Raw genomic sequence first — 19,682 nt, 5'->3', positions numbered from 1 at the left:
ATGGCCGTCGACGCGTACGACCTCACCGGACGCACCGCCTTCGTCACCGGCGCCGCCGGGGGCATCGGCCGGGCCAGCGCGGTTCTGCTCGCGCGCGCCGGCGCCCATGTGCACTGCGCCGACCTCGACGCATCCGGTCTCGACGAGACGGCCGCACTGATCAAGGCCGAAGGCGGCACGGCCGTCACCCACCACCTCGACGTCACCGACCGCGCACGGATGCGGCAGGCCATCGCCTCCTGCGAGCGGCTGCACGTGATGGCGGCCGAACCCGGGATCATGCACAGCAGCCCGGTCCTGGAGACGCGCGACGAGGACCTCGACCGGGTACTGAACGTCAACTTCAAGGGCGTGCTGTACGCCTGCCAGGAGGCCGCCCGGCTGATGCTCGCCCGCGACACCGGGTGCACCATCGTCACCATGGCCTCCGGCGCCGTCGACACGGGCGGGCCGGGCCTGCTGTGCTACGGCGCGGCAAAGGCGGCCGTCGTGCAGTTGACCAAGACCCTCGCGAACGAGGTCGGCCGGCACGGCATCCGCGTCAACGCCGTGGCCCCGGGCTGGATCCGGACGCCCATGACCGACCGGCACGAGGCCGGGGCGCAGGCCGACACCGAGGCGCTCATGGCCCGCAGATCGCCGCTGGGCCGAGTGGGCGAGCCCGAGGACGTGGCCCACACCGTCCTCCACCTGGCCTCGGACGCCTCCGCTTTCACGACGGGCCAGATACTCCGCCCGAACGGCGGCGTCACCATGCCGTGGTGAGCACCACGCGTGAGAGCACCACGCGTGAGCACCGCCACGACCCCCGCCCTGTCACTGAACGCGCACGGCCACCAACCCCGCTCAGCCCCGACCCCCGCCCCGCCACACTCCCCACTCCGCCCCGACCCCCACTCCGCCCCGCCCTCGCCCTCCCTCGATCCCCTGTCCGTCACGACCCCGTCTCGACCAGTCGTCGAGCGAACCTCCGGTCCCTCACCCGCCCGAGCGGCGAGTTCAGTCCTGGCACGCGCTTCCCCGGCCCCCGAGGTCGCTCCCCAACCCCGCCTCACCCATCCGCCAGGCCCGCCCCCACCGCCCCGCACCGAGCGCCCCCACCGCCCGGCCCTTGGGCACGCAGTGCACCGGCAGCAGGCTCAGCCCCCATCCCCCGGCCGCCACAGCACCCTCCAGCACCCCCGCGTCCGGCGTGAGCGCGAGCCGCACGACGGCCCACCACCACAACGCCCCGAATCCCAGGCCGGCCCCCCAGCGCGCTATCCGCCCCACCATGGCGCCACCTCCAGCCCGATACCGTCGGCCACCGCCTCAGCAGGCCGTCGCCCGACGAACGACGCTAAGCACGCCTCACTCACATCACCAGGGCGCACCCCGGGCACACGGATGCAGTGCGCCCCGCACGACGTACGGGCGGATCTCCGTGGGTCGCGGCGGAACACGCTCATCCACCATGCCCGCCCCGCCCTGCACCGGCAAACGGAGCAAGACGGTCATTCTGTGGCGCATTACACACCGCCCGCACACAAGCGAAGGCCCCGGCCGACCCCTCCGGTTACCCGGAGAAGCCCTGGCCAGGGCCTCACACAATGCCTTCGCGTCGGTTCACGCGCCCATGGGCACGACCGTCAGGCGGCGACGACGTCCACCGCTTCGGCGGGCGCCTTGATCGTCACCCGTTCCGGTGGCACACCAGCCACCGAGACGGAACCCAGCATGGGTCGCACCGGCGAGGGCACGGGTTCGCTGGGGGTGGCCGCTGCGGACTGGGCCAGCTCGGCGAGAGCGAGCTCGTCGCTCACTTCGCGCATGAGCTCGGACATCCGTACGTCCAGCGCGTCGCAGATGGCGGAGAGCAGCTCAGAGGAAGCCTCCTTCTGCCCCCGCTCCACCTCGGAGAGATAGCCGAGTGAGACTCGGGCGGACGAGGAGACTTCGCGCAGAGTACGGCCCTGGCGCTGGCGCTGCCGACGCAGCACGTCACCCAGCAGGCGACGGAGCAGAATCATCGGTGGCTCCCTCCTCGGACCGCGTAGCCGCATCCTTCACGCCCCACCGTACCGCCTCGCGCCGCGGCCGTGCGGGGAGCGATGTCGTGTTCACTCAGGGCTGCAAACATCAAAACCCCCCGTTCTGTTCCGTATCCTGTGCCCGCTCATTCCCAGCCTGTTCGCCCGAAAGCTCCCTCCGGAGCAGGGCGAGCACGCTCTGTACACTCTCCATACGAATTTCCGCACGGTCGCCGTTCAACCGCAGCGACTCCACTTTTCCGCCACCGGCGGAAACGGAATGCGGCCCCCGGGGGCCCTCCACAGCGATGAAGACGGTCCCCACGGGCCGGCCGTCCTGGGGGTCGGGCCCTGCCACGCCCGTCGTCGCGATGCCCCAGTCGGCGCCCAGCGCCTCGCGTACGCCGGCCGCCATCTGGGCCGCCACCTGCGGATCGACCGCTCCGCGCTCCTCCAGCAGGGCGGCGTCGACGCCGAGCAGTTCGTGCTTGAGGGGCGTGGCGTACGCCGTGACCGACCCCCGGAAGGCATTGGACGCCCCGGGGACCGCGGTCAGCGCCGAGGCCACCAATCCGCCGGTCAGCGACTCGGCGACGGCGACCGTCTCGCCCCTCACCATCAGTAGTCGCAGCACGTCGGCGGCGGTGGAACTCACGCTTCCGTCTCCTCCGACGCCCGCTCGCGTTCGGCCATTCCCTGTCGGCGCAGGACTATGGCCTGTCTTACGTAATCCAGCCCGGTCGCGACCGTCAGCACCACGGCCCCGGCCATCACCCACCATCGCAGGGTGGCCAGCCACCCCGTCAGCGCCAGGATGTACATCCCGACGGCCACGCCCTGGGTGAGGGTCTTGAGCTTGCCCCCGCGGCTCGCGGGGATGACGCCGTACCGGATGACGAGAAAACGCATGAGCGTGATCCCGAGTTCCCGGCCGAGAATCAGTCCGGTCACCCACCACGGCAGATCGCCGAGACCGGAAAGACAGATCAGCGCCGCACCCATGATCGCCTTGTCGGCGATGGGGTCGGCGATCTTCCCGAAGTCGGTGACCAGGTTGTACGTGCGCGCCAGATGCCCGTCGAACAGATCGGTGATCATGGCGATGGCGAAGGCCGCCCAGGCGAACGAGCGCCAGGCCGGGTCATAGCCGCCGTCGGCCAGCATCAGCGCGACGAAGGCGGGCACCAGGAGCAGCCGGAGCATCGTCAGGAGGTTGGCGATGTTCCAGACGCTCGCCTGGTTGACGGCCGCGGCGGCCAGCTTGCCGCCACGAGGAGTGCGCGCGTCGCCGTCGACTCCGACCGGCGAGGAGGCGCCGTCGTCGACCCCGCCCGCGGCGGACGCACCGGACCTGAACGCCTGGTTCTTGGACCGGCTCAGGGCCGACGCGCCGGCCGGGGACACACCGCTCGCGGAGGAACCCGCCTTGGAGGAGCCGCCCGCGGCGGATGCCGGTACTCCGGTCATCTGCCCGCCTCCTCGCTACACCCGTGCGAGCCCGCCAGCGGCTCGGCCACCAGGTCGACACCTTCCGTGCCGACCACCTTCGCCTCGACCATACGGCCGACACTCAGACCCTCGCCGCTCGTGAGCAGGACCTGGCCGTCCGTCTCGGGCGCCTGGTGGGCCGCGCGGCCGTACACGCCCTCTTCCTCGTCCACGGACTCCACGAGCACGCGCACGGTCTCGCCCATCCGCTCCTCGGCGCGCTGCGAGACGAGCTCCTCGGCGAGCCGGGAGATGTGCGCGAGGCGCTCGGCGACGACGTCCTCGTCGAGCTTGTTGTCGTAGGTGGCGGCCTCGGTGCCCTCCTCGTCGGAGTAGCCGAAGACGCCGATGGCGTCGAGTCTCGCCCCGGTCAGAAAGCGCTCCAGCTCGGCCAGGTCGGCCTCGGTCTCACCGGGGAAGCCCACGATGAAGTTGGAGCGCACGCCCGCCTGGGGCGCCTTGGCGCGGATCGTGTCGAGCAGTTCCAGGAACCGGTCGGTGTCGCCGAAGCGTCGCATCGCGCGCAGCACGCCGGGCGCGGAGTGCTGGAAGGACAGATCGAAGTACGGCGCGATCTTCGGCGTGCCGGTGAGCACGTCGATGAGGCCGGGGCGCATCTCGGCGGGCTGGAGGTAGCTCACCCGCACCCGCTCGATGCCGTCGACCTCGGCGAGCTCGGGCAGCAGCGACTCCAGCAGGCGGATGTCGCCCAGGTCCTTGCCGTACGAGGTGTTGTTCTCGGAGACCAGCATGATCTCCTTGACGCCCTGCTCGGCCAGCCAGCGCGTCTCGTTCAGGACGTCCGAGGGGCGGCGGGAGATGAAGGAGCCGCGGAAGGACGGGATGGCGCAGAAGGTGCAGCGCCGGTCGCAGCCGGAGGCCAGCTTCACCGAGGCGACCGGGGCGCCGTCCAGTCGGCGGCGCAGGGGCGCGCGGGGGCCGGAGGCGGGCGCGAGACCGTCCGGGAGGTCGGTGGGGCCGTGTCCGGGCAGGGCGACCTCGGCGGCCGACTCCTGCCGCTCGGCCGGGCTGATCGGCAGCAGCTTGCGCCGGTCGCGCGGGGTGTGGGCGGCGTGGATGCCGCCGGACAGGATGGTCTGCAGGCGGTCGGAGATGTCGGAGTAGTCGTCGAAGCCGAGCACGCCGTCAGCCTCCGGGAGCGCCTCGGCGAGTTCCTTGCCGTACCGCTCGGCCATGCAGCCGACCGCGACGACGGCCTGGGTGCGGCCGTGCCCCTTGAGGTCGTTGGCCTCCAGCAGGGCGTCGACGGAGTCCTTCTTGGCGGCGTCGACGAAACCGCAGGTGTTGACCACGGCGACGTCGGCGTCCTCGGCGTCCTCCACGAGGTGCCAGCCGTCCGCCTCCAAGCGGCCTGCGAGCTCCTCCGAGTCCACCTCGTTACGGGCGCAGCCAAGTGTGACGAGTGCGACGGTACGGCGTTCAGGCATGGGCTCAAGACTACTTCGTCCCACCGACACCCCACGTCGACGGGGTTGGCCGATCTTGGCCAACCTCGTCCGCATGCACCTGCTGTGGGCCCGAAGGCCCGGCCTCAGCCGACCTGAGGGTCGCCCTTGGTGTAGGTCAGACGCTCCACCGCGCCGGGCTGGAAGTCGTCGTCGATCTTCTTGCCGTTGACGTAGAGCTGGATGGCTCCGGCGTCACCGAGGACCAGGTTGATCTTGGAGCTGTCCTGGAAGGTCTTGGACTGGCCCTGCTTGAGCAGTCCGTCGAACAGCAGCCGGCCGTTGTGGTCCTTGGCCGCGACCCAGCTGCGCCCGTCCGTGGCGCTGACCTGGACGGTGACCTTGTCCTGGGGCGCGGCCGCGATGGCGCTCTCGGTGGGGTCCGGCTTGGGGCCGGTCGGCTTCTTGCCGCCCGCCGAGGGCGAGGCGGTCTTCTTGGTGGTGGGCGAGGGGCCTCCGGCGACCTCGTTCTTCGCACCGTTGTCGGAGTCGCCCTTGACCACGGTGAACCCGACGAAGCCGATCACCGCGACGATCGCGGCGACCATCGCCGCGGTCCAGTTCGGACCGCGCCGCTCGGGACGGATGCGTTCCGCCTCGAACAGGGGTGCGGCGGGGGTGGGGGCCGGGCGGCCGCCGTGCTCGTCGTCGTACTGGGCTAGCAGCGGCGCCGGATCGAGATGGACGGCTCGGGCCAGCGTCTTGAGGTGGCCGCGGGCGTACACGTCGCCGCCACAGGGTGCGAAGTCGTCAGCCTCGATCGCCTGCACGATGGCGATCCGGACCCGGGTGGCGGTACTGACGTCGTCGACAGTCATCCCGGCCGCGACACGCGCGTCGCGCAGCGCACGGCCGATGGAGGGGCGGGCTTCCTCGGAAACGTCTTCGAACGGACGCTCGTCTTCAGGGGAGTTGCCGATGGACACGGGGGCGCCTTTCGAGCGTGTAGCCGCCTGTGCTGGAGGTTCAGTCTAGGGGGGTGCAAATGGGGTGGGGCAACCGGGCGGTGGGAATCTGTACGCCATCGGAATGGCCGGTCATGCCGATGGTGGGGTACCTCTTTGTCGCTTCGCTCAACTTGACGTACGCCGAAGGGAAACGGTTGCTCAATGATCCCTTACGGGTGAGTCACGATCGGACAACCGGCCCGTCGCGGAGCCTCTCACGCGGGCCCCGTTCCGCTACCCGTCCGACTCCCCACGAATCACCGCGATCACACCGTCGAGCTCGTCGGGCTTCACAAGAACGTCACGTGCCTTGGACCCCTCGCTCGGGCCGACGATGTTCCGCGACTCCATGAGGTCCATCAGCCGCCCGGCCTTGGCGAAGCCCACCCGCAGCTTGCGCTGGAGCATGGACGTCGAACCGAACTGCGTCGAGACCACCAGCTCGGCCGCCTGGCACAGCAGATCGAGGTCGTCGCCGATGTCCTCGTCGATCTCCTTCTTCTGCTTGGTGCCCACGGTGACGTCGTCCCGGAAAACCGGCGCCATCTGGTCCTTGCAGTGCTGCACGACCGCCGCGACCTCGGCCTCGGTGACGAACGCGCCCTGCATACGGGTGGGCTTGTTGGCCCCCATCGGCAGGAACAGGCCGTCGCCCTTGCCGATCAGCTTCTCGGCACCCGGCTGGTCGAGGATGACGCGGCTGTCGGCGAGCGAGGAGGTGGCGAACGCCAGCCGCGAGGGCACGTTCGCCTTGATCAGACCCGTGACGACATCGACCGAGGGCCGCTGGGTCGCCAGGACCAGATGGATGCCTGCCGCGCGCGCGAGCTGCGTGATGCGCACGATCGAGTCCTCGACGTCCCGCGGCGCCACCATCATCAGGTCGGCCAGCTCGTCCACGATCACCAGCAGGTACGGATACGGCTGGAGCTCGCGCTCGCTGCCCTCGGGCGGCTTGACGGTGCCCTCGCGCACGGCCTTGTTGAAGTCGTCGATGTGCCGGTACCCGTACGCGGCCAGGTCGTCGTACCTGAGGTCCATCTCGCGCACGACCCACTGGAGCGCCTCGGCGGCCCGCTTGGGGTTGGTGATGATCGGCGTGATCAGGTGCGGGATGCCCTCGTAGGCGGTCAGCTCGACCCGCTTGGGATCGACCAGGATCATGCGGACGTCCTCGGGGGTCGCCCGAATCATGACCGAGGTGATCAGACAGTTGATGCAGGACGACTTGCCGGAGCCGGTGGCGCCGGCCACCAGCATGTGCGGCATCTTCGCCAGCGAGTGCATGACATAGCCGCCCTCGACGTCCTTGCCGAAGGCGACCAGCATCGGATCGTCGTCCTCGGCGGACTCCGCGAGCCGCAGCACGTCGCCGAGGTTGACCATCTCCCGGTCGGTGTTGGGGATCTCGATGCCGACCGCCGACTTGCCGGGGATCGGGCTGATGATCCGCACGTCCGGGCTGGCGACGGCGTAGGCGATGTTCTTCGTCAGCGCGGTGATCCGCTCGACCTTCACGGCCGGGCCCAGCTCGACCTCGTAGCGGGTGACCGTCGGCCCCCGGGTGAAGCCGGTGACGGCGGCGTCGACCTTGAACTCGGTGAAGACGTTGGTCAGCGAGGCGACCACGGCGTCGTTCGCCGCGCTGCGCGCCTTGCCGGGGCCGCCACGGGTGAGGAGGTCCAGCGAGGGCAGCGAGTAGGTGATGTCCCCGGAGAGCTGGAGCTGCTCGGCGCGCGGCGGCAGGTCGCGCATCGACTCCGGAGGCGCCTTGGTGAGGTCGGGCACCACCCCGGGCCGCGGCTCCTTGGGCCGGGACCTCTCCTGTCGGAGCTTGTCCTGCCGGGGCCGTCCCGCCGGGGCCGGAACCGGCGTCGGCATGGTGTCCTCACGGTCGGACACGCTGACGCCCTGGGTGAGGTCGGCGACGATCGGCGAGGGCGGCATGCCGTGCAGGACGGCCCCGTCCAGGTCCGCCGCGGCGGCCGCGGCGAAGTCCACGGCGTCCATCTGCCGGTCCGTCGCGTGGTGCGGCACGGCGGAGCGCCGGGGGCGGCCACGGCGCCGGGAGAGCGCCTCCTCCTCCGCGGCCTCCGGCTGGTACCCCTCGGGCGCGGGGCCGCGCCGGCGCGGTCGTGCGGGCAGCGCGTCGCGCCACTGGTCGTCGTAGCGCTCCTCGTCCTCGGTGAACTCGTCCCGCTCCGGATCGCGCAGCACGCCCAGCCGCACGCCCAGCTGACGCAGCCGCTGCGGGATGGCGTTGACCGGCGTGGCGGTGACCACCAGCAGCCCGAAGACGGTCAGCAGCACCAGCAGCGGTACGGCGAGCACCTCGGTCATGGTGAACGTCAGCGGGGTGGCCGCGGCCCAGCCGATCAGACCGCCGGCGTCCCTTATCGCCTGCATGCCGTTCTCGCGGGCGGGCGAGCCGCAGGCGATGTGCACCTGCCCGAGCACGCCGATCACCAGCGCGGACAGTCCGATCACGATCCGCCCGTTGGCGTCCGGCTGCTCCGGGTGCCGGATGAAGCGGACGGCGATCACCGCGAGCAGGATCGGCACCAGCAGGTCCAGCCGCCCGAAGGCGCCGGTCACCAGCATCTCGACCAGGTCGCCGACGGGCCCGCGCAGGTTCGACCAGGTGCCCGCGGCCACGATCAGCGCGAGGCCGAGCAGCAGCAGGGCGACACCGTCCTTGCGGTGGGCCGGGTCGAGGTTCTTGGCGCCCTGCCCTATGCCGCGGAACACGGCGCCGACCGCATGCGCGAGGCCGAGCCAGACCGCCCGCACCAGCCGGTAGATGCCTCCGGTCGGGCTCGGAGCCGGCGGCGGCGCCGCCTTCTTCGCCGCGGCCTTCCCGGCGGGCGCCTTCTTCGCGGCGGCCTTTTTCGCGGCGGCCTTCTTCGCCGGAGCCTTCGCGGGAGCGGCCGCCTTCTTGGCGGGCTGCTTCTTGGCTGCGGAGGGACGTGAGGCCATAGGTGTGAGGTTACCTGTGGAGACGTCGGCGGACACGTGTGCCCGCTGCTTCACCCGTTCGTGTCGCCTTTGTGGACACGCGGAACTGACGCCGGGCCAAGAGGGCCTCGGCGGGCGTCAGTTCTGCGAGGGCAGCGTGGGCGGTCCGCCGGTACCCGGCTCCAGGGCGTCCAGCGCCCGCCGCAGCCCGGTGAGTTTGCGCTCCAGATGCGCGGCCGTGGCCACCGCGGCGGCGTCGGCGGAGTCGTCGTCGAGCTGCTTGGACAGCGCCTCGGCCTGCTCCTCGACGGCCGCGAGGCGCGCCGACAGCTCGGCCAGCAGACCGGCCGACTCCTTGCCGGGGCCGACCGAACCGCCCTTGTTGCCGCCCTCCAACTGAAGCCGCAGCAGAGCCGCCTGCTCACGCAGCTGGCAGTTCTTCATGTACAGCTCGACGAACACCGACACCTTCGCCCGCAGCACCCACGGGTCGAACGGCTTGGAGATGTAGTCGACCGCACCCGCGGCATAGCCGCGGAACGTGTGGTGCGGGCCGTGGTTGATCGCCGTGAGAAAGATGATCGGGATGTCCCTGGTGCGCTCGCGGCGCTTGATGTGCGCGGCCGTCTCGAAGCCGTCCATGCCCGGCATCTGGACATCCAGCAGAATGACCGCGAAGTCGTCCGTGAGCAGCGCTTTGAGCGCTTCCTCCCCGGACGATGCCCGGACCAGCGTCTGATCGAGCGCCGAGAGGATCGCCTCCAGCGCCAGCAGATTCTCCGGCCGGTCATCGACCAGGAGGATCTTGGCCTTCTGCACCATGGCCCGCCCTCCTCGCCCCGGCTTGGGGCCTCCCCTGTCCTCAGGACTCGGGGGGACATCACCGGATGCCGCCCCAGGGGACGACTCCCTTGCGCCGCCCGTCCTCGTGCCGGTCATGGTAGCCGCACCCCGCTCGTCGCCACACCCTGTCACCGCGATGTCACTGTGCACATAGCGGAAACGCAGCATGAGACCAGAAGGTTCCCCGATTCCCCTACTTCTACACGGCGTCGGGCACATTCCATCAGCAACTCCGCGTGAACACACCGCGGCCCCACGACCCGCCCCCACCAGGGGTTCTTCACTCCCCTCGCATCCACTGCTCCATCACCGACAGCAGATGGTCGGGGTCGACCGGCTTGGTCACGTAGTCGGAGGCGCCCGACTCGATCGCCTTCTCCCGGTCGCCCTTCATCGCCTTCGCGGTCAGCGCCACGATCGGCAGCCCGGCGAACTGCGGCATCCTGCGGATCGCCGTCGTCGTCGCGTAGCCGTCCATCTCCGGCATCATGATGTCCATCAGCACGACCGCCACGTCGTCGTGCTGCTCCAGCACCTCGATGCCCTCCCGGCCGTTCTCGGCGTACAGCACCGACAGGCCGTGCTGCTCCAGGACGCTCGTCAGCGCGAAGACGTTGCGGATGTCGTCGTCGACGATCAGCACCTTCTCGCCTGCGAACCGGATGCCGGCGCGGGGCTGCGGCGCGGGCTCCTGCTCCCCGGCGGTCCACCGCTCCACCCGCTCACCGCTGTGCCCTTCCGCGGCCGCGGCCCGGCGACGGCGCCGGAACAGCGCCGCGGCGCCGTTCTGCGTCTCGATGTACGACTTCACCTCCGCCGGCGTCTCGATCGCCGGCTCGGACAGCAGCAGCTCCGGCTCACCCAGGGCGGCCTCCCCCGCGGGCAGCGCGGGCTGCTGGTAGCCGTGCGACTGCAGCTCGCCGGGGTGCAGCGGCAGATACAACGTGAACGTGGAGCCGCGGCCCGGCTCGCTCTGCGCGTGGATCTCACCGCCGAGCAGCTGCGCGATCTCCCGCGAGATGGACAGCCCCAGGCCGGTGCCGCCGTACTTGCGGCTGGTCGTGCCGTCCGCCTGCTTGAACGCCTCGAAGATCACCCGCATCTTGCCCGCCGCGATCCCGATGCCGGTGTCGGTCACCGAGAACGCGATGAGCGGCGCGTCCGGGTCGGTCAGCGACCCCGACTCCAGCAACTGCTCCCTGATCGCCACCGGCACATCACCGCTCGCCGGCCGGATGACCAGCTCGACGGAACCGGAGTCGGTGAACTTCACCGCGTTCGACAGCAGGTTGCGCAGCACCTGCAACAGCCGCTGCTCGTCGGTGTGCAGCGTGGCCGGCAGCTCCGGTGAGATCCGCACCGACAGGTCGAGCCCCTTCTCCGCGGTCAGCGGCCGGAAGGTGGCCTCCACGTAGTCGACGAGCTGGACGAGCGCGATACGCGTCGGGGAGACGTCCATCTTGCCCGCCTCGACCTTCGACAGGTCGAGGATGTCGTTGATCAGCTGGAGCAGGTCGGAGCCTGCCCCATGGATCGTCTCGGCGAACTCGACCTGCTTCGGAGTGAGGTTGCCCTCGGCGTTGTCGGCGAGCAGCTTGGCCAGAATCAGCAGCGAGTTCAGCGGCGTACGCAACTCGTGCGACATGTTGGCCAGGAACTCGCTCTTGTAGCGCATGGAGACGGCCAGCTGCTCGGCACGCTCCTCCAGGACCTGCCGCGCCTCCTCGATCTCGGTGTTCTTCACCTCGATGTCGCGGTTCTGCCGGGCCAGCAGCTCCGCCTTCTCCTCCAGCTCGGCGTTGGACGCCTGGAGCGCCTTCTGCCGGTTCTCCAACTCGGCCGACCGCTCCTGGAGTTGCTCGGTCAGCTCCTGCGACTGCTTCAGCAGCACCTCGGTCTTGGTGTTGACGGAGATGGTGTTCACGCTCGTCGCGATCATCTCGGCGATCTGGTTCAGGAAGTCCTTCTGGATGTGCGTGAACGGCGTGAACGACGCCAGCTCGATCACACCGAGGATCTTGCCCTCGAACAGCACCGGCAGCACGATCACCTGCGCGGGCGGGGCCTCCCCGAGCCCGGAGGAGATCTTCAGATAGCCGCTGGGCGCGTGATCCACCAGGATCGTGCGCTTCTCCAGGGCCGCCGTGCCCACCAGGGCCTCACCGGGCCGGAACGAGGTCGGCATCGAGCCCATCGAGTAGCCGTAGCCGCCGAGCATCCGCAGCTCGTACTGGTCCTCGCTGTCCGCGGCCAGGTCCTGCTCGTCCATCAGCGGCATCGCCAGGAAGAACGCCCCGTGCTGCGCGGAGACCACGGGGGTCAGCTCGCTCATGATCAGCGAGGCGACGTCGTCGAGGTCGCGGCGGCCCTGCATCAGCGCGGAGATACGGGCGAGGTTGCCCTTGAGCCAGTCCTGCTCCTTGTTGGCGATCGTGGTGTCGCGCAGGTTGGCGATCATCTTGTTGATGTAGTCCTGAAGCTCCTGGATCTCCCCGGACGCGTCCACGTCGATCTTCAGGTTCAGGTCGCCGCGGGTCACCGCGGTCGCCACGCGCGCGATGGCGCGCACCTGCCGGGTCAGGTTCCCGGCCATCTCGTTCACGGACTCCGTCAGGTCCCGCCAGGTGCCGTCCACGTCACGCACGCGTGCCTGCCCGCCGAGCTGTCCCTCGGTGCCCACCTCACGGGCGACTCGGGTGACCTCCTCGGCGAAACTGGACAGCTGATCAACCATCGTGTTGATCGTCGTCTTGAGCTCGAGAATCTCGCCACGAGCGTCAATGTCGATCTTCTTGGTCAAGTCACCCTTCGCGATGGCCGTCGTGACCATCGCGATGTTGCGCACCTGGCCGGTCAGGTTGGACGCCATCTGGTTCACCGACTCGGTGAGGTCCTTCCAGGTGCCGGCCACACCCGGCACATGCGCCTGACCGCCCAGGATGCCGTCCGTGCCCACCTCGCGAGCCACCTTGGTGACCTGGTCGGCGAACGAACTCAGCGTCTTCACCATCGTGTTGAACGTGTCCGCGAGCTGCGCGACCTCACCGGCCGCCTCGATCGTCACCGTACGGGTCAGGTCACCGTTGGCGACCGCCGCCGCGACCTGGGAGATGTTGCGCACCTGCATGGTCAGGTTCTTGGCCATCAGGTTGACGTTGTCGCTCAGGTCCTTCCAGATGCCCGTCACGCCCTGCACATGCGCCTGACCGCCCAGGATGCCCTCGGTGCCCACCTCACGAGCCACCCTGGTGACCTGCTCGGCGAAACTGGACAGCTGATCAACCATGGTGTTGACCGTCGTGACCAGCTCAAGAATCTCACCCTTGGCGTCAACAGTGATCTTCTTCGACAGATCGCCCTTGGCGACCGCGGTGGTCACGTCGGCGATGCTGCGCACCTGCACGGTGAGGTTGTTCGCCATGAAGTTCACCGACTGGGTCAGGTCCTTCCAGGTGCCGGACACGCCCTGCACCTCGGCCTGACCGCCCAGCTTGCCCTCGGTACCCACCTCACGGGCGACCCTGGTGACCTCCTCCGCGAAGGAGGACAGCTGGTCGACCATGGTGTTCAGGGTGTTCTTCAGCTCCAGGATCTCGCCGCGCGCGTCGACGGTGATCTTCTGCGACAGGTCACCCCGCGCCACCGCCGTGGCGACCTGCGCGATCTGCCGCACCTGAGCCGTCAGGTTCCCGGCCATGCCGTTCACCGAGTCGGTCAGGTCACGCCACACACCGGCCACACCCGGCACCTGCGCCTGACCGCCCAGCCGGCCCTCGGTACCCACCTCACGGGCCACCCCGGTCACCTGGTCGGCGAAGGCCGAGAGCTGGTCGACCATCGTGTTGATGGTGTTCTTCAGCTCCAGGATCTCGCCGCGCGCGTCGACGGTGATCTTCTGCGACAGGTCACCCCGCGCCACCGCGGTCGTCACCTGCGCGATCTGCCGCACCTGAGCGGTCAGATTGCCGGTGATGGAGTTGACGGAGTCGGTCAGCTCCTTCCAGGTGCCGGACACGCCGTCCACCCGCGCCTGTCCGCCGAGCCGGCCCTCCGTGCCGACCTCCCGGCCGATCCGCGTGACCTGGTCGGCGAACGACGACAGCTGGTCCACCATCGTGTTCACGGTGTTCTTCAGCTGGAGCATCTCGCCGGAGACGTCCACGGTGACCTTCTGCGACAGATCACCGTTGGCCACCGCCGTCGTCACCTGGGCGATGTTCCTCACCTGTCCGGTGAGGTTGCGGAACGCCGTGTTGACGCTGTCGGTGAGGTCCTTCCACGTACCGGCGGCCCCCGGCACCTGCGCCTGGCCGCCCAGCTCGCCCTCGAAGCCGATCTCGCGCGCGACCCGCGTCACCTCGGAACCGAACGCCGACAGCTGGTCCACCATGCCGTTGACGGTGTTCTTCAGCTCCAGCATCTCGCCGGCCACGTCCACCGTGACCTTCTGCGACAGATCACCGTTGGCCACCGCCGTCGTCACCGCGGCGATGTCCCGCACCTGCGTCGTCAGGTTTCGGAACACGGTGTTGACCGAGTCCGTCAGGTCCTTCCACGTGCCTGCGGCACCCGGCACGTTCGCCTGGCCGCCCAGCCGCCCCTCGGAGCCGACCTCGTTGGCCACCCGCGTGACCTCGTCCGCGAAGATCCGCAGCGTCTCGGTCATCTGGTTGATCGTCTCGGCGAGCTGTGCGACCTCGCCACGCGCCGGGACGGTCACCTTCCGCGACAGATCACCGTTGGCGACCGCCGTGGTCACCTCCGCGATCCCCCGCACCTGGGCCGTCAGGTTGCCGGCCATGGTGTTCACCGAGTCGGTGAGTTCCTTCCACACCCCGTCCACGCCGGGCACCTGGGCCTGACCGCCAAGAATGCCGTCGGTGCCGACCTCACGGGCCACCCGGGTCACCTCCGACGAGAACGCCGAGAGCCGGTCGACCATCGTGTTGACGGTCTCCTTCAGCTCCAGCATCTCGCCGGCCACATGCACGGTCACCTTGCGTGACAGATCACCCTTGGCCACCGCCGTCGTGACCAGCGCGATGTCCCTAACCTGCGCGGTCAGCCGGTCCGCCATCGTGTTGACCGACTCCGTCAGGTCCTTCCACGAACCCGACATGCCGCGCACCTGCGCCTGCCCGCCCAGCTTGCCCTCGGTGCCCACCTCGCTGGCCACCCGCGTGACCTCGTCGGTGAACGTCGACAGCTGGTCGACCAGGTTGTTGACCGTCCGCCCGACCTTCAGGAACTCGCCGCGCAGCGGATGCCCGCTCCCGTCCGGCGCCTGCGTCCGCAGCTCCATCCGCGGCGACAGATCACCCTCCGCCACCGCCGACAGCACCCGTCCCACCTCGGAGACCGGCCATACGAGATCGTCGACCAGCGCGTTGGAGGCGTCGATCGCGGCCGCCCAGGACCCCTCGCTCGCCCCCACCTCCAGCCGCTCGGTGAGCTTGCCCTCCCGCCCCACCATGCGCCGCACGCGCGACAGCTCACCGGTCAGATGCATATTGCGGTCGGCGACCTCGTTGTAGACGGCCGCGATCTCCGACATCACGCCGTCGCCGGACACCGTGAGCCGCCTGCGGAAGTTGCCGTCCCGCATCGTCACCAGAGCCGCCAGCAGCCGGTTCAGGGCAGCCGTGTCCACCACCGTGGTTCCACCGCGCCCCTTGCGCGGATCGCGCGGCTTCGTGCCTCGCGGTGTTTCCCGCGTCGCTGCGCCAGACTCCACTGTGTCCCTCCCGCAGGGGTCGACCGTCACTGCTGTGCTCACATGCTGTTGCTCTCCGTACCGCATGCCGTGTGTCGCCGAAGGTCACCGGCCAGGGAAGGAGCCCATCAGGGACCACTGCCCGCGGAACGGGGAAGTCACTCTGACCGCCCGGGCTTCCGACACAAAGCCTGTCCAGTGTTTCACCCCGACCGAACCAGGCCATAACAGTTCGGCAGCTTCGTACATCGTGCGCACACCCTCCTGACGTAAAACACCGACGACCGGCATCCGCGCGGGCGGGGAAGGTAAGTAACCTTGCATGCGGCTGTCCAGCCGCGCCGGTCCGTCCGGCCTGGACGGTGGCACGAAGACGAGCGGGCATCGGAGGGGCGGCCGCACACATGACCACCGGACTGATCCCGGGGGGACAGCCCCCGGAACCCCGGCCCGACAGCGCTCTGCCCGCACAGACGCGCCACGACCCCGCGGACCGGGCAGCCCAGCACACCGACGACCGGCCGAGGAGTTCCGTGATCACCGCGCGCGCGGCTGCCAGCTTCGAGCCCGTCGGGCGATCGGTCGCCTCCGCCCGCTCCTTCGTCCGCGACACCCTCCAGGGCTGGGGCTTCGGCGACATCGTCGACGACGCCGTGGTCCTCACCAGCGAACTGGTGACCAACGCCGTCGTGCACGCGGGCACCTCCGCCGACCTGCTGTGCCTGCGCATGGACGACGGCGTCCGCATCGAGGTCGCCGACCACTACCCCGAACGTGAGATCCCCCTCCAGGGCGCCGCCGTCACCATGGGCAGCCCCGACCGCGAGGGCGGCCGCGGCCTCCAGCTCTGCGCGGCCCTCGCCGTCCGCTGGGGCGTGGAGTACACCCCCACGCACAAGCAGGTCTGGTTCCAGCTCGAACTCCCCGGCCGCCCCGTCGGCACCCGCGCGGCAGGCCCCTCCCTCCCCGCCGATCTGCTGCCCCTCGCCGACGGCCGCGTCCGCGTCGCCGTCGTCCAGATCGACCGCACCGGCGCCATCACCGCCTGGAACGAGGACGCCGAGGACCTCTTCGGCTACACCTTCGACCAGGTCACCGGCAAACCCCTCACGGACCTCGCCGCCTGGCCGCACACCCCCGGCACCGGCACCGGAGTCGCCGAGGCACTCCAGCTCTCCCGCTGGGAAGGCACTTACGGCATCCGCGACGCGGCCGGCCGAGTCGTCCCCGTCTACGCCTCCCACCTCCGGGTCCGCGACACCGGCGGCGACCCCTCCACGGTCTGCCTCCTCGTCCGCGACCATGAACGCGCCGTGCTCCAGACGCCGTTGCGCGCCACCTCCGGCGACTCCGGCGCCTCGGGCGACGGGCCGAACTCCGACCCCTTCGAGGTCTTCATCGGCTCCCCGGCGCCGGACGACCTCGACGGACTCCTCCAGCGCACGGTCGAACGCGCACGCGACATGCTCGACGCCGACTCCGCGTTCCTCCTCCTCGCCACCGACGACGAGACGGAACTGGAGGTGCGCGCCTCCACCGGACTGCCCTCCGCCCGCCAGCGGTTCGCCCGCGTCCCCGTGGAGGCCGGCCCCGGCCGCTACGGCTCCGCCCGTATGCCCGCTGTCCACGACGACCTCGCCGCGGTACCCGGCGCGGTACCCCTCCTGAGCGGCACCGGCATGCGCTCGGTCGTCACCGTGCCTCTCAAGGTCGAGGGCCGCCTGACCGGCTCCCTCGGCGTCGCCGCCGAGGCCCCGGGCCGCTACTCCAACGAAGAGGCCCTGCGTCTGCAGTTCGCCGCCGACCGCATCGCGCTCGCCGTGGAATCGGCCCGCCTCGGCGAACTGGAGCGCCTGCGCCGCGGCTCCCTCAGCTTCCTCGTCGAGGCCTCCGACCTGCTCGCCGGCACTCTGGACCGGGACCAGACCCTGGCCCTGATGGCCCAGATGACCGTGCCGACCCTGGCCACCTGGTGCGCCGTCTACACGATCGCCGACCAGGCCTCGGAGCCGTATCTGTCGTACGTCCTGCACGAGGACGAGGAACTCATCGACGGCATCAAGTCCCTGCTGTCGAAGATGCCCCCGCCCGACCCGGTCCCCACTCCCGGCGCCCGCGTCTGGACGGCCCCCGCCGAAGTCGCCCACCAGGCCGCCCTGCGCACCTCCATGCGCAGCCTCGGCCGCGGCGAACCCGCCAGCGTCAGCTCCGGCATCGGCACCACCCTCGCCACGGCCGGCGCGGTCGGCGGCGAGACCGTCGTCCTGCCGCTGGTCGCCCGCAACCGCGTCATCGGCATGCTGACCCTCGGCAAGCCCACCGACGAACACTTCCGCCAGGAAATCCTGGAACTGGCCGAGGACTTGAGCCGCCGGGCCGCGCTCGCCCTCGACAACGCCCGTCTCTACTCCGAGCGCACGGCCACCAGCCAGGCCCTTCAGCGCAGCCTCCTGCCGCCCGAACTCCCCCAGATCGACGGCGTGGAGGTCGAGGTCATCTACCGCGCGGCCGGCGAGGGCAACGAGGTCGGCGGCGACTTCTACGACGTCTTCCCCATCTCCGACGGCGCCTACGGCTTCGCCATCGGAGACGTCTGCGGTACGGGCCCCAACGCGGCGGCCGTCACCGGCCTCGCCCGCCACGCCCTGCGCCTGTTGGCCCGAGAGGGCCTCAGCGGCCCCGCCGTCCTCGAACGCCTCAACTCCGCGATCCTGGACGAGGGAGCCCGCAGCCGCTTCCTCACCCTCCTGTACGGCGAGATGCGCCCCCAGCCCGACGGCAGTGCCGAGTTGAAGGTGGTCTGCGCCGGTCACCCGCTCCCGCTGCGCCTGCGCCAGGACGGCAGTGTGGAGGCGGCGGCCGAACCCCAGCCGCTGCTGGGCGTCCTGGAGGACCTGGAGCTGTACGAGCAGACCGTCACCCTCGACCCGGGCGACGTCCTGCTGTGCGTCACGGACGGCGTCACCGAACGCCGTGAGGGCACGCGCATGTTGGGCGACGACGGCCTCGCCGACGTCCTGACGACCTGTACGGGCCTCACGGCCGGCGCGGTCGCCGCCCGCATCATGCGCGCCGTGGAACGCTTCGCCTCCGACGCTCCGTCCGACGACATGGCGATCCTGGCCATGCGCGTCCCGGGCCTGCCCACCATCTGAGTCAACTGCCCCGGTTCCGCCGGGGCAGTTGGTGCGTCCGGACACAAAGCAAAAGGCCCCCACCCGAATGGGTGGAGACCTTCTTATCGGAGCCCCCAAACGGAATCGAACCGTTGACCTTCTCCTTACCATGGAGACGCTCTGCCGACTGAGCTATAGGGGCCGGTCGCTTTTTGAGGTTTCCCTCGCAGCAACTGAATAGATCGTACCCTGAACGGACTCGAATTCCCAAACTCGTTCAGAGGGCCGCTTGAAGCAGTCCTCCCAGTGCGTTGCAGGCAGCGACGATCCGCTGCATGTCCCGCTTCGTCAACGCCGCGTCCACAGGCAGCGCCAGAGTCTCGTCCGCGGCCCGCTCGGTCTCCGGCAGGGACACACACCGCCGGAACTCGGGCAGCCGGTGCACAGGCGTCTTCACCGGCACCCGGCAGTCAACTCCCCTGGCACGTATGGCCCGCGCGAAGGCGTCCCGGTCGGGCCGCCCGTTCCCGGGCACGCGCACGACGTACTGCTGGTAGGTGTGCCCCACGCTGCTCTCCGGCGTGAGCACGCCCTTCAACCGTCCGTCCAGGTAGCCGGCCCGCTGCCGACGCTGGGCGATCTCGTCGTACGGCGCCTCGGACTCGCCCTCCTGAAGGACCAGCAGCCCGTACCGCTTCCCCGTCTCGTGCAGCCGCGCGAGCTCGGCGGGCCGTCCGAAGCGGTGCACCGCGACGACGGCCGCGGTACGCGAGGTCACCGCCCCCTCGACGGCTATCGGGTCGAGACAGTACGTCGCCGGATCTATGTCCGCGAACACCGGAAGCCCACCGGCCAGGGTCACGGCCTCGGCGATCTCCACGTTGCCGAAAGCCGGCACGATGACCTCGTCACCGAGTCCGACGCCGGCAGCCCTGAGCATTGCAGCAGTACCCATGTCTGGATGCTGTGCGCGCAACGTGAACTTCAAGTGACAGTCAACAAAAAAGGGTTGGACCCGGAACGGAAGTTCCAGGTCCAACCCTTTTAATAATTGTTCGGCGGCGTCCTACTCTCCCACAGGGTCCCCCCTGCAGTACCATCGGCGCTGTAAGGCTTAGCTTCCGGGTTCGGAATGTAACCGGGCG

12 protein-coding genes, 1 tRNA gene and 1 rRNA gene are annotated in these 19,682 nt (G+C 69.9%); 2 read left to right on the top strand and 12 right to left on the bottom strand.

The window, feature by feature from the left end; translation table 11 throughout:
* Complete coding sequence (locus ABZZ79_RS19000; RefSeq protein WP_356690113.1) at positions 1–765, top strand: SDR family NAD(P)-dependent oxidoreductase; 765 nt, start codon at positions 1–3, stop codon at positions 763–765.
* Between the two features lie 234 nt (positions 766–999).
* Here ABZZ79_RS19000 and ABZZ79_RS18995 read toward each other — a convergent pair whose 3' ends face one another.
* From ABZZ79_RS18995 to ABZZ79_RS18955, 9 genes are all read right to left on the bottom strand, one after another.
* A complete protein-coding gene (locus ABZZ79_RS18995) occupies positions 1,000–1,275 on the bottom strand; it encodes a hypothetical protein (RefSeq protein WP_356690111.1) in 276 nt (91 codons plus the stop codon).
* 353 nt (positions 1,276–1,628) lie between these two features.
* Complete coding sequence (locus ABZZ79_RS18990) at positions 1,629–2,009, bottom strand: helix-turn-helix transcriptional regulator (RefSeq protein ID WP_356690109.1); 381 nt, start codon at positions 2,007–2,009, stop codon at positions 1,629–1,631.
* 109 nt (positions 2,010–2,118) lie between these two features.
* A complete protein-coding gene (locus tag ABZZ79_RS18985; protein WP_356690107.1) occupies positions 2,119–2,664 on the bottom strand; it encodes a CinA family protein in 546 nt (181 codons plus the stop codon).
* Positions 2,661–3,476, bottom strand: a complete 816-nt coding sequence (pgsA, locus tag ABZZ79_RS18980) for a CDP-diacylglycerol--glycerol-3-phosphate 3-phosphatidyltransferase (RefSeq protein WP_356690105.1) — start codon at positions 3,474–3,476, stop codon at positions 2,661–2,663. The genes ABZZ79_RS18985 and pgsA overlap by 4 nt, the downstream gene beginning before the upstream one ends.
* Complete coding sequence (gene rimO / locus ABZZ79_RS18975) at positions 3,473–4,945, bottom strand: 30S ribosomal protein S12 methylthiotransferase RimO (RefSeq protein WP_356690103.1); 1,473 nt, start codon at positions 4,943–4,945, stop codon at positions 3,473–3,475. The genes pgsA and rimO overlap by 4 nt, the downstream gene beginning before the upstream one ends.
* 104 nt (positions 4,946–5,049) lie before the next feature.
* Positions 5,050–5,889: a helix-turn-helix domain-containing protein gene (locus ABZZ79_RS18970; protein WP_356690101.1), complete on the bottom strand. Its 840-nt coding sequence runs from the start codon at positions 5,887–5,889 to the stop codon at positions 5,050–5,052.
* Between the two features lie 255 nt (positions 5,890–6,144).
* Entirely contained in the window at positions 6,145–8,886 is a 2,742-nt protein-coding gene (locus ABZZ79_RS18965; protein ID WP_356690099.1) for a DNA translocase FtsK, read from the bottom strand.
* Positions 8,887–9,003: 117 nt separating this feature from the next.
* Positions 9,004–9,687, bottom strand: coding sequence for a response regulator (locus ABZZ79_RS18960; protein WP_356690097.1), 684 nt, complete (start codon positions 9,685–9,687; stop codon positions 9,004–9,006).
* A 301-nt stretch (positions 9,688–9,988) separates the two neighbouring features.
* Entirely contained in the window at positions 9,989–15,358 is a 5,370-nt protein-coding gene (locus tag ABZZ79_RS18955) for a HAMP domain-containing protein (RefSeq protein ID WP_356690435.1), read from the bottom strand.
* 467 nt (positions 15,359–15,825) lie between these two features.
* Here ABZZ79_RS18955 and ABZZ79_RS18950 point away from each other — a divergent pair, with 467 nt between their 5' ends.
* The gene (locus ABZZ79_RS18950) at positions 15,826–18,576 is read left to right on the top strand and encodes a SpoIIE family protein phosphatase (protein WP_356690095.1); all 2,751 of its coding nucleotides are present in this window, start codon (positions 15,826–15,828) and stop codon (positions 18,574–18,576) included.
* 90 nt (positions 18,577–18,666) lie between these two features.
* Here the strand turns inward: ABZZ79_RS18950 and ABZZ79_RS18945 are convergent.
* The 3 genes from ABZZ79_RS18945 to rrf all read right to left on the bottom strand — a co-directional run.
* A tRNA-Thr gene (locus ABZZ79_RS18945) sits at positions 18,667–18,739 on the bottom strand.
* 75 nt (positions 18,740–18,814) lie between these two features.
* Positions 18,815–19,477, bottom strand: coding sequence for a DegT/DnrJ/EryC1/StrS family aminotransferase (locus ABZZ79_RS18940; RefSeq protein ID WP_356690433.1), 663 nt, complete (start codon positions 19,475–19,477; stop codon positions 18,815–18,817).
* Positions 19,478–19,590: 113 nt separating this feature from the next.
* Positions 19,591–19,682 (bottom strand): 5S ribosomal RNA (gene rrf, locus ABZZ79_RS18935); the annotation flags it as partial.

This window comes from Streptomyces sp. NPDC006458 (genome assembly GCF_040612135.1).
In the GTDB taxonomy this organism is placed as follows: Bacteria; Actinomycetota; Actinomycetes; order Streptomycetales; family Streptomycetaceae; genus Streptomyces.
Note: the sequence above shows the minus strand (reverse complement) of the source record. Positions and strands in the feature narration are given on the sequence as shown.

Coding starts and splice junctions, on each gene's coding strand:
- ABZZ79_RS19000 (WP_356690113.1), top strand. CDS start 1: ATGGCCGTCGACGCGTACGACCTCACCGGACGCACCGCCTTCGTCACC.
- ABZZ79_RS18995 (WP_356690111.1), bottom strand. CDS start 1,275: ATGGTGGGGCGGATAGCGCGCTGGGGGGCCGGCCTGGGATTCGGGGCG.
- ABZZ79_RS18990 (WP_356690109.1), bottom strand. CDS start 2,009: ATGATTCTGCTCCGTCGCCTGCTGGGTGACGTGCTGCGTCGGCAGCGC.
- pgsA (WP_356690105.1), bottom strand. CDS start 3,476: ATGACCGGAGTACCGGCATCCGCCGCGGGCGGCTCCTCCAAGGCGGGT.
- rimO (WP_356690103.1), bottom strand. CDS start 4,945: ATGCCTGAACGCCGTACCGTCGCACTCGTCACACTTGGCTGCGCCCGT.
- ABZZ79_RS18965 (WP_356690099.1), bottom strand. CDS start 8,886: ATGGCCTCACGTCCCTCCGCAGCCAAGAAGCAGCCCGCCAAGAAGGCG.
- ABZZ79_RS18960 (WP_356690097.1), bottom strand. CDS start 9,687: ATGGTGCAGAAGGCCAAGATCCTCCTGGTCGATGACCGGCCGGAGAAT.
- ABZZ79_RS18950 (WP_356690095.1), top strand. CDS start 15,826: ATGACCACCGGACTGATCCCGGGGGGACAGCCCCCGGAACCCCGGCCC.
- ABZZ79_RS18940 (WP_356690433.1), bottom strand. CDS start 19,477: ATGCTCAGGGCTGCCGGCGTCGGACTCGGTGACGAGGTCATCGTGCCG.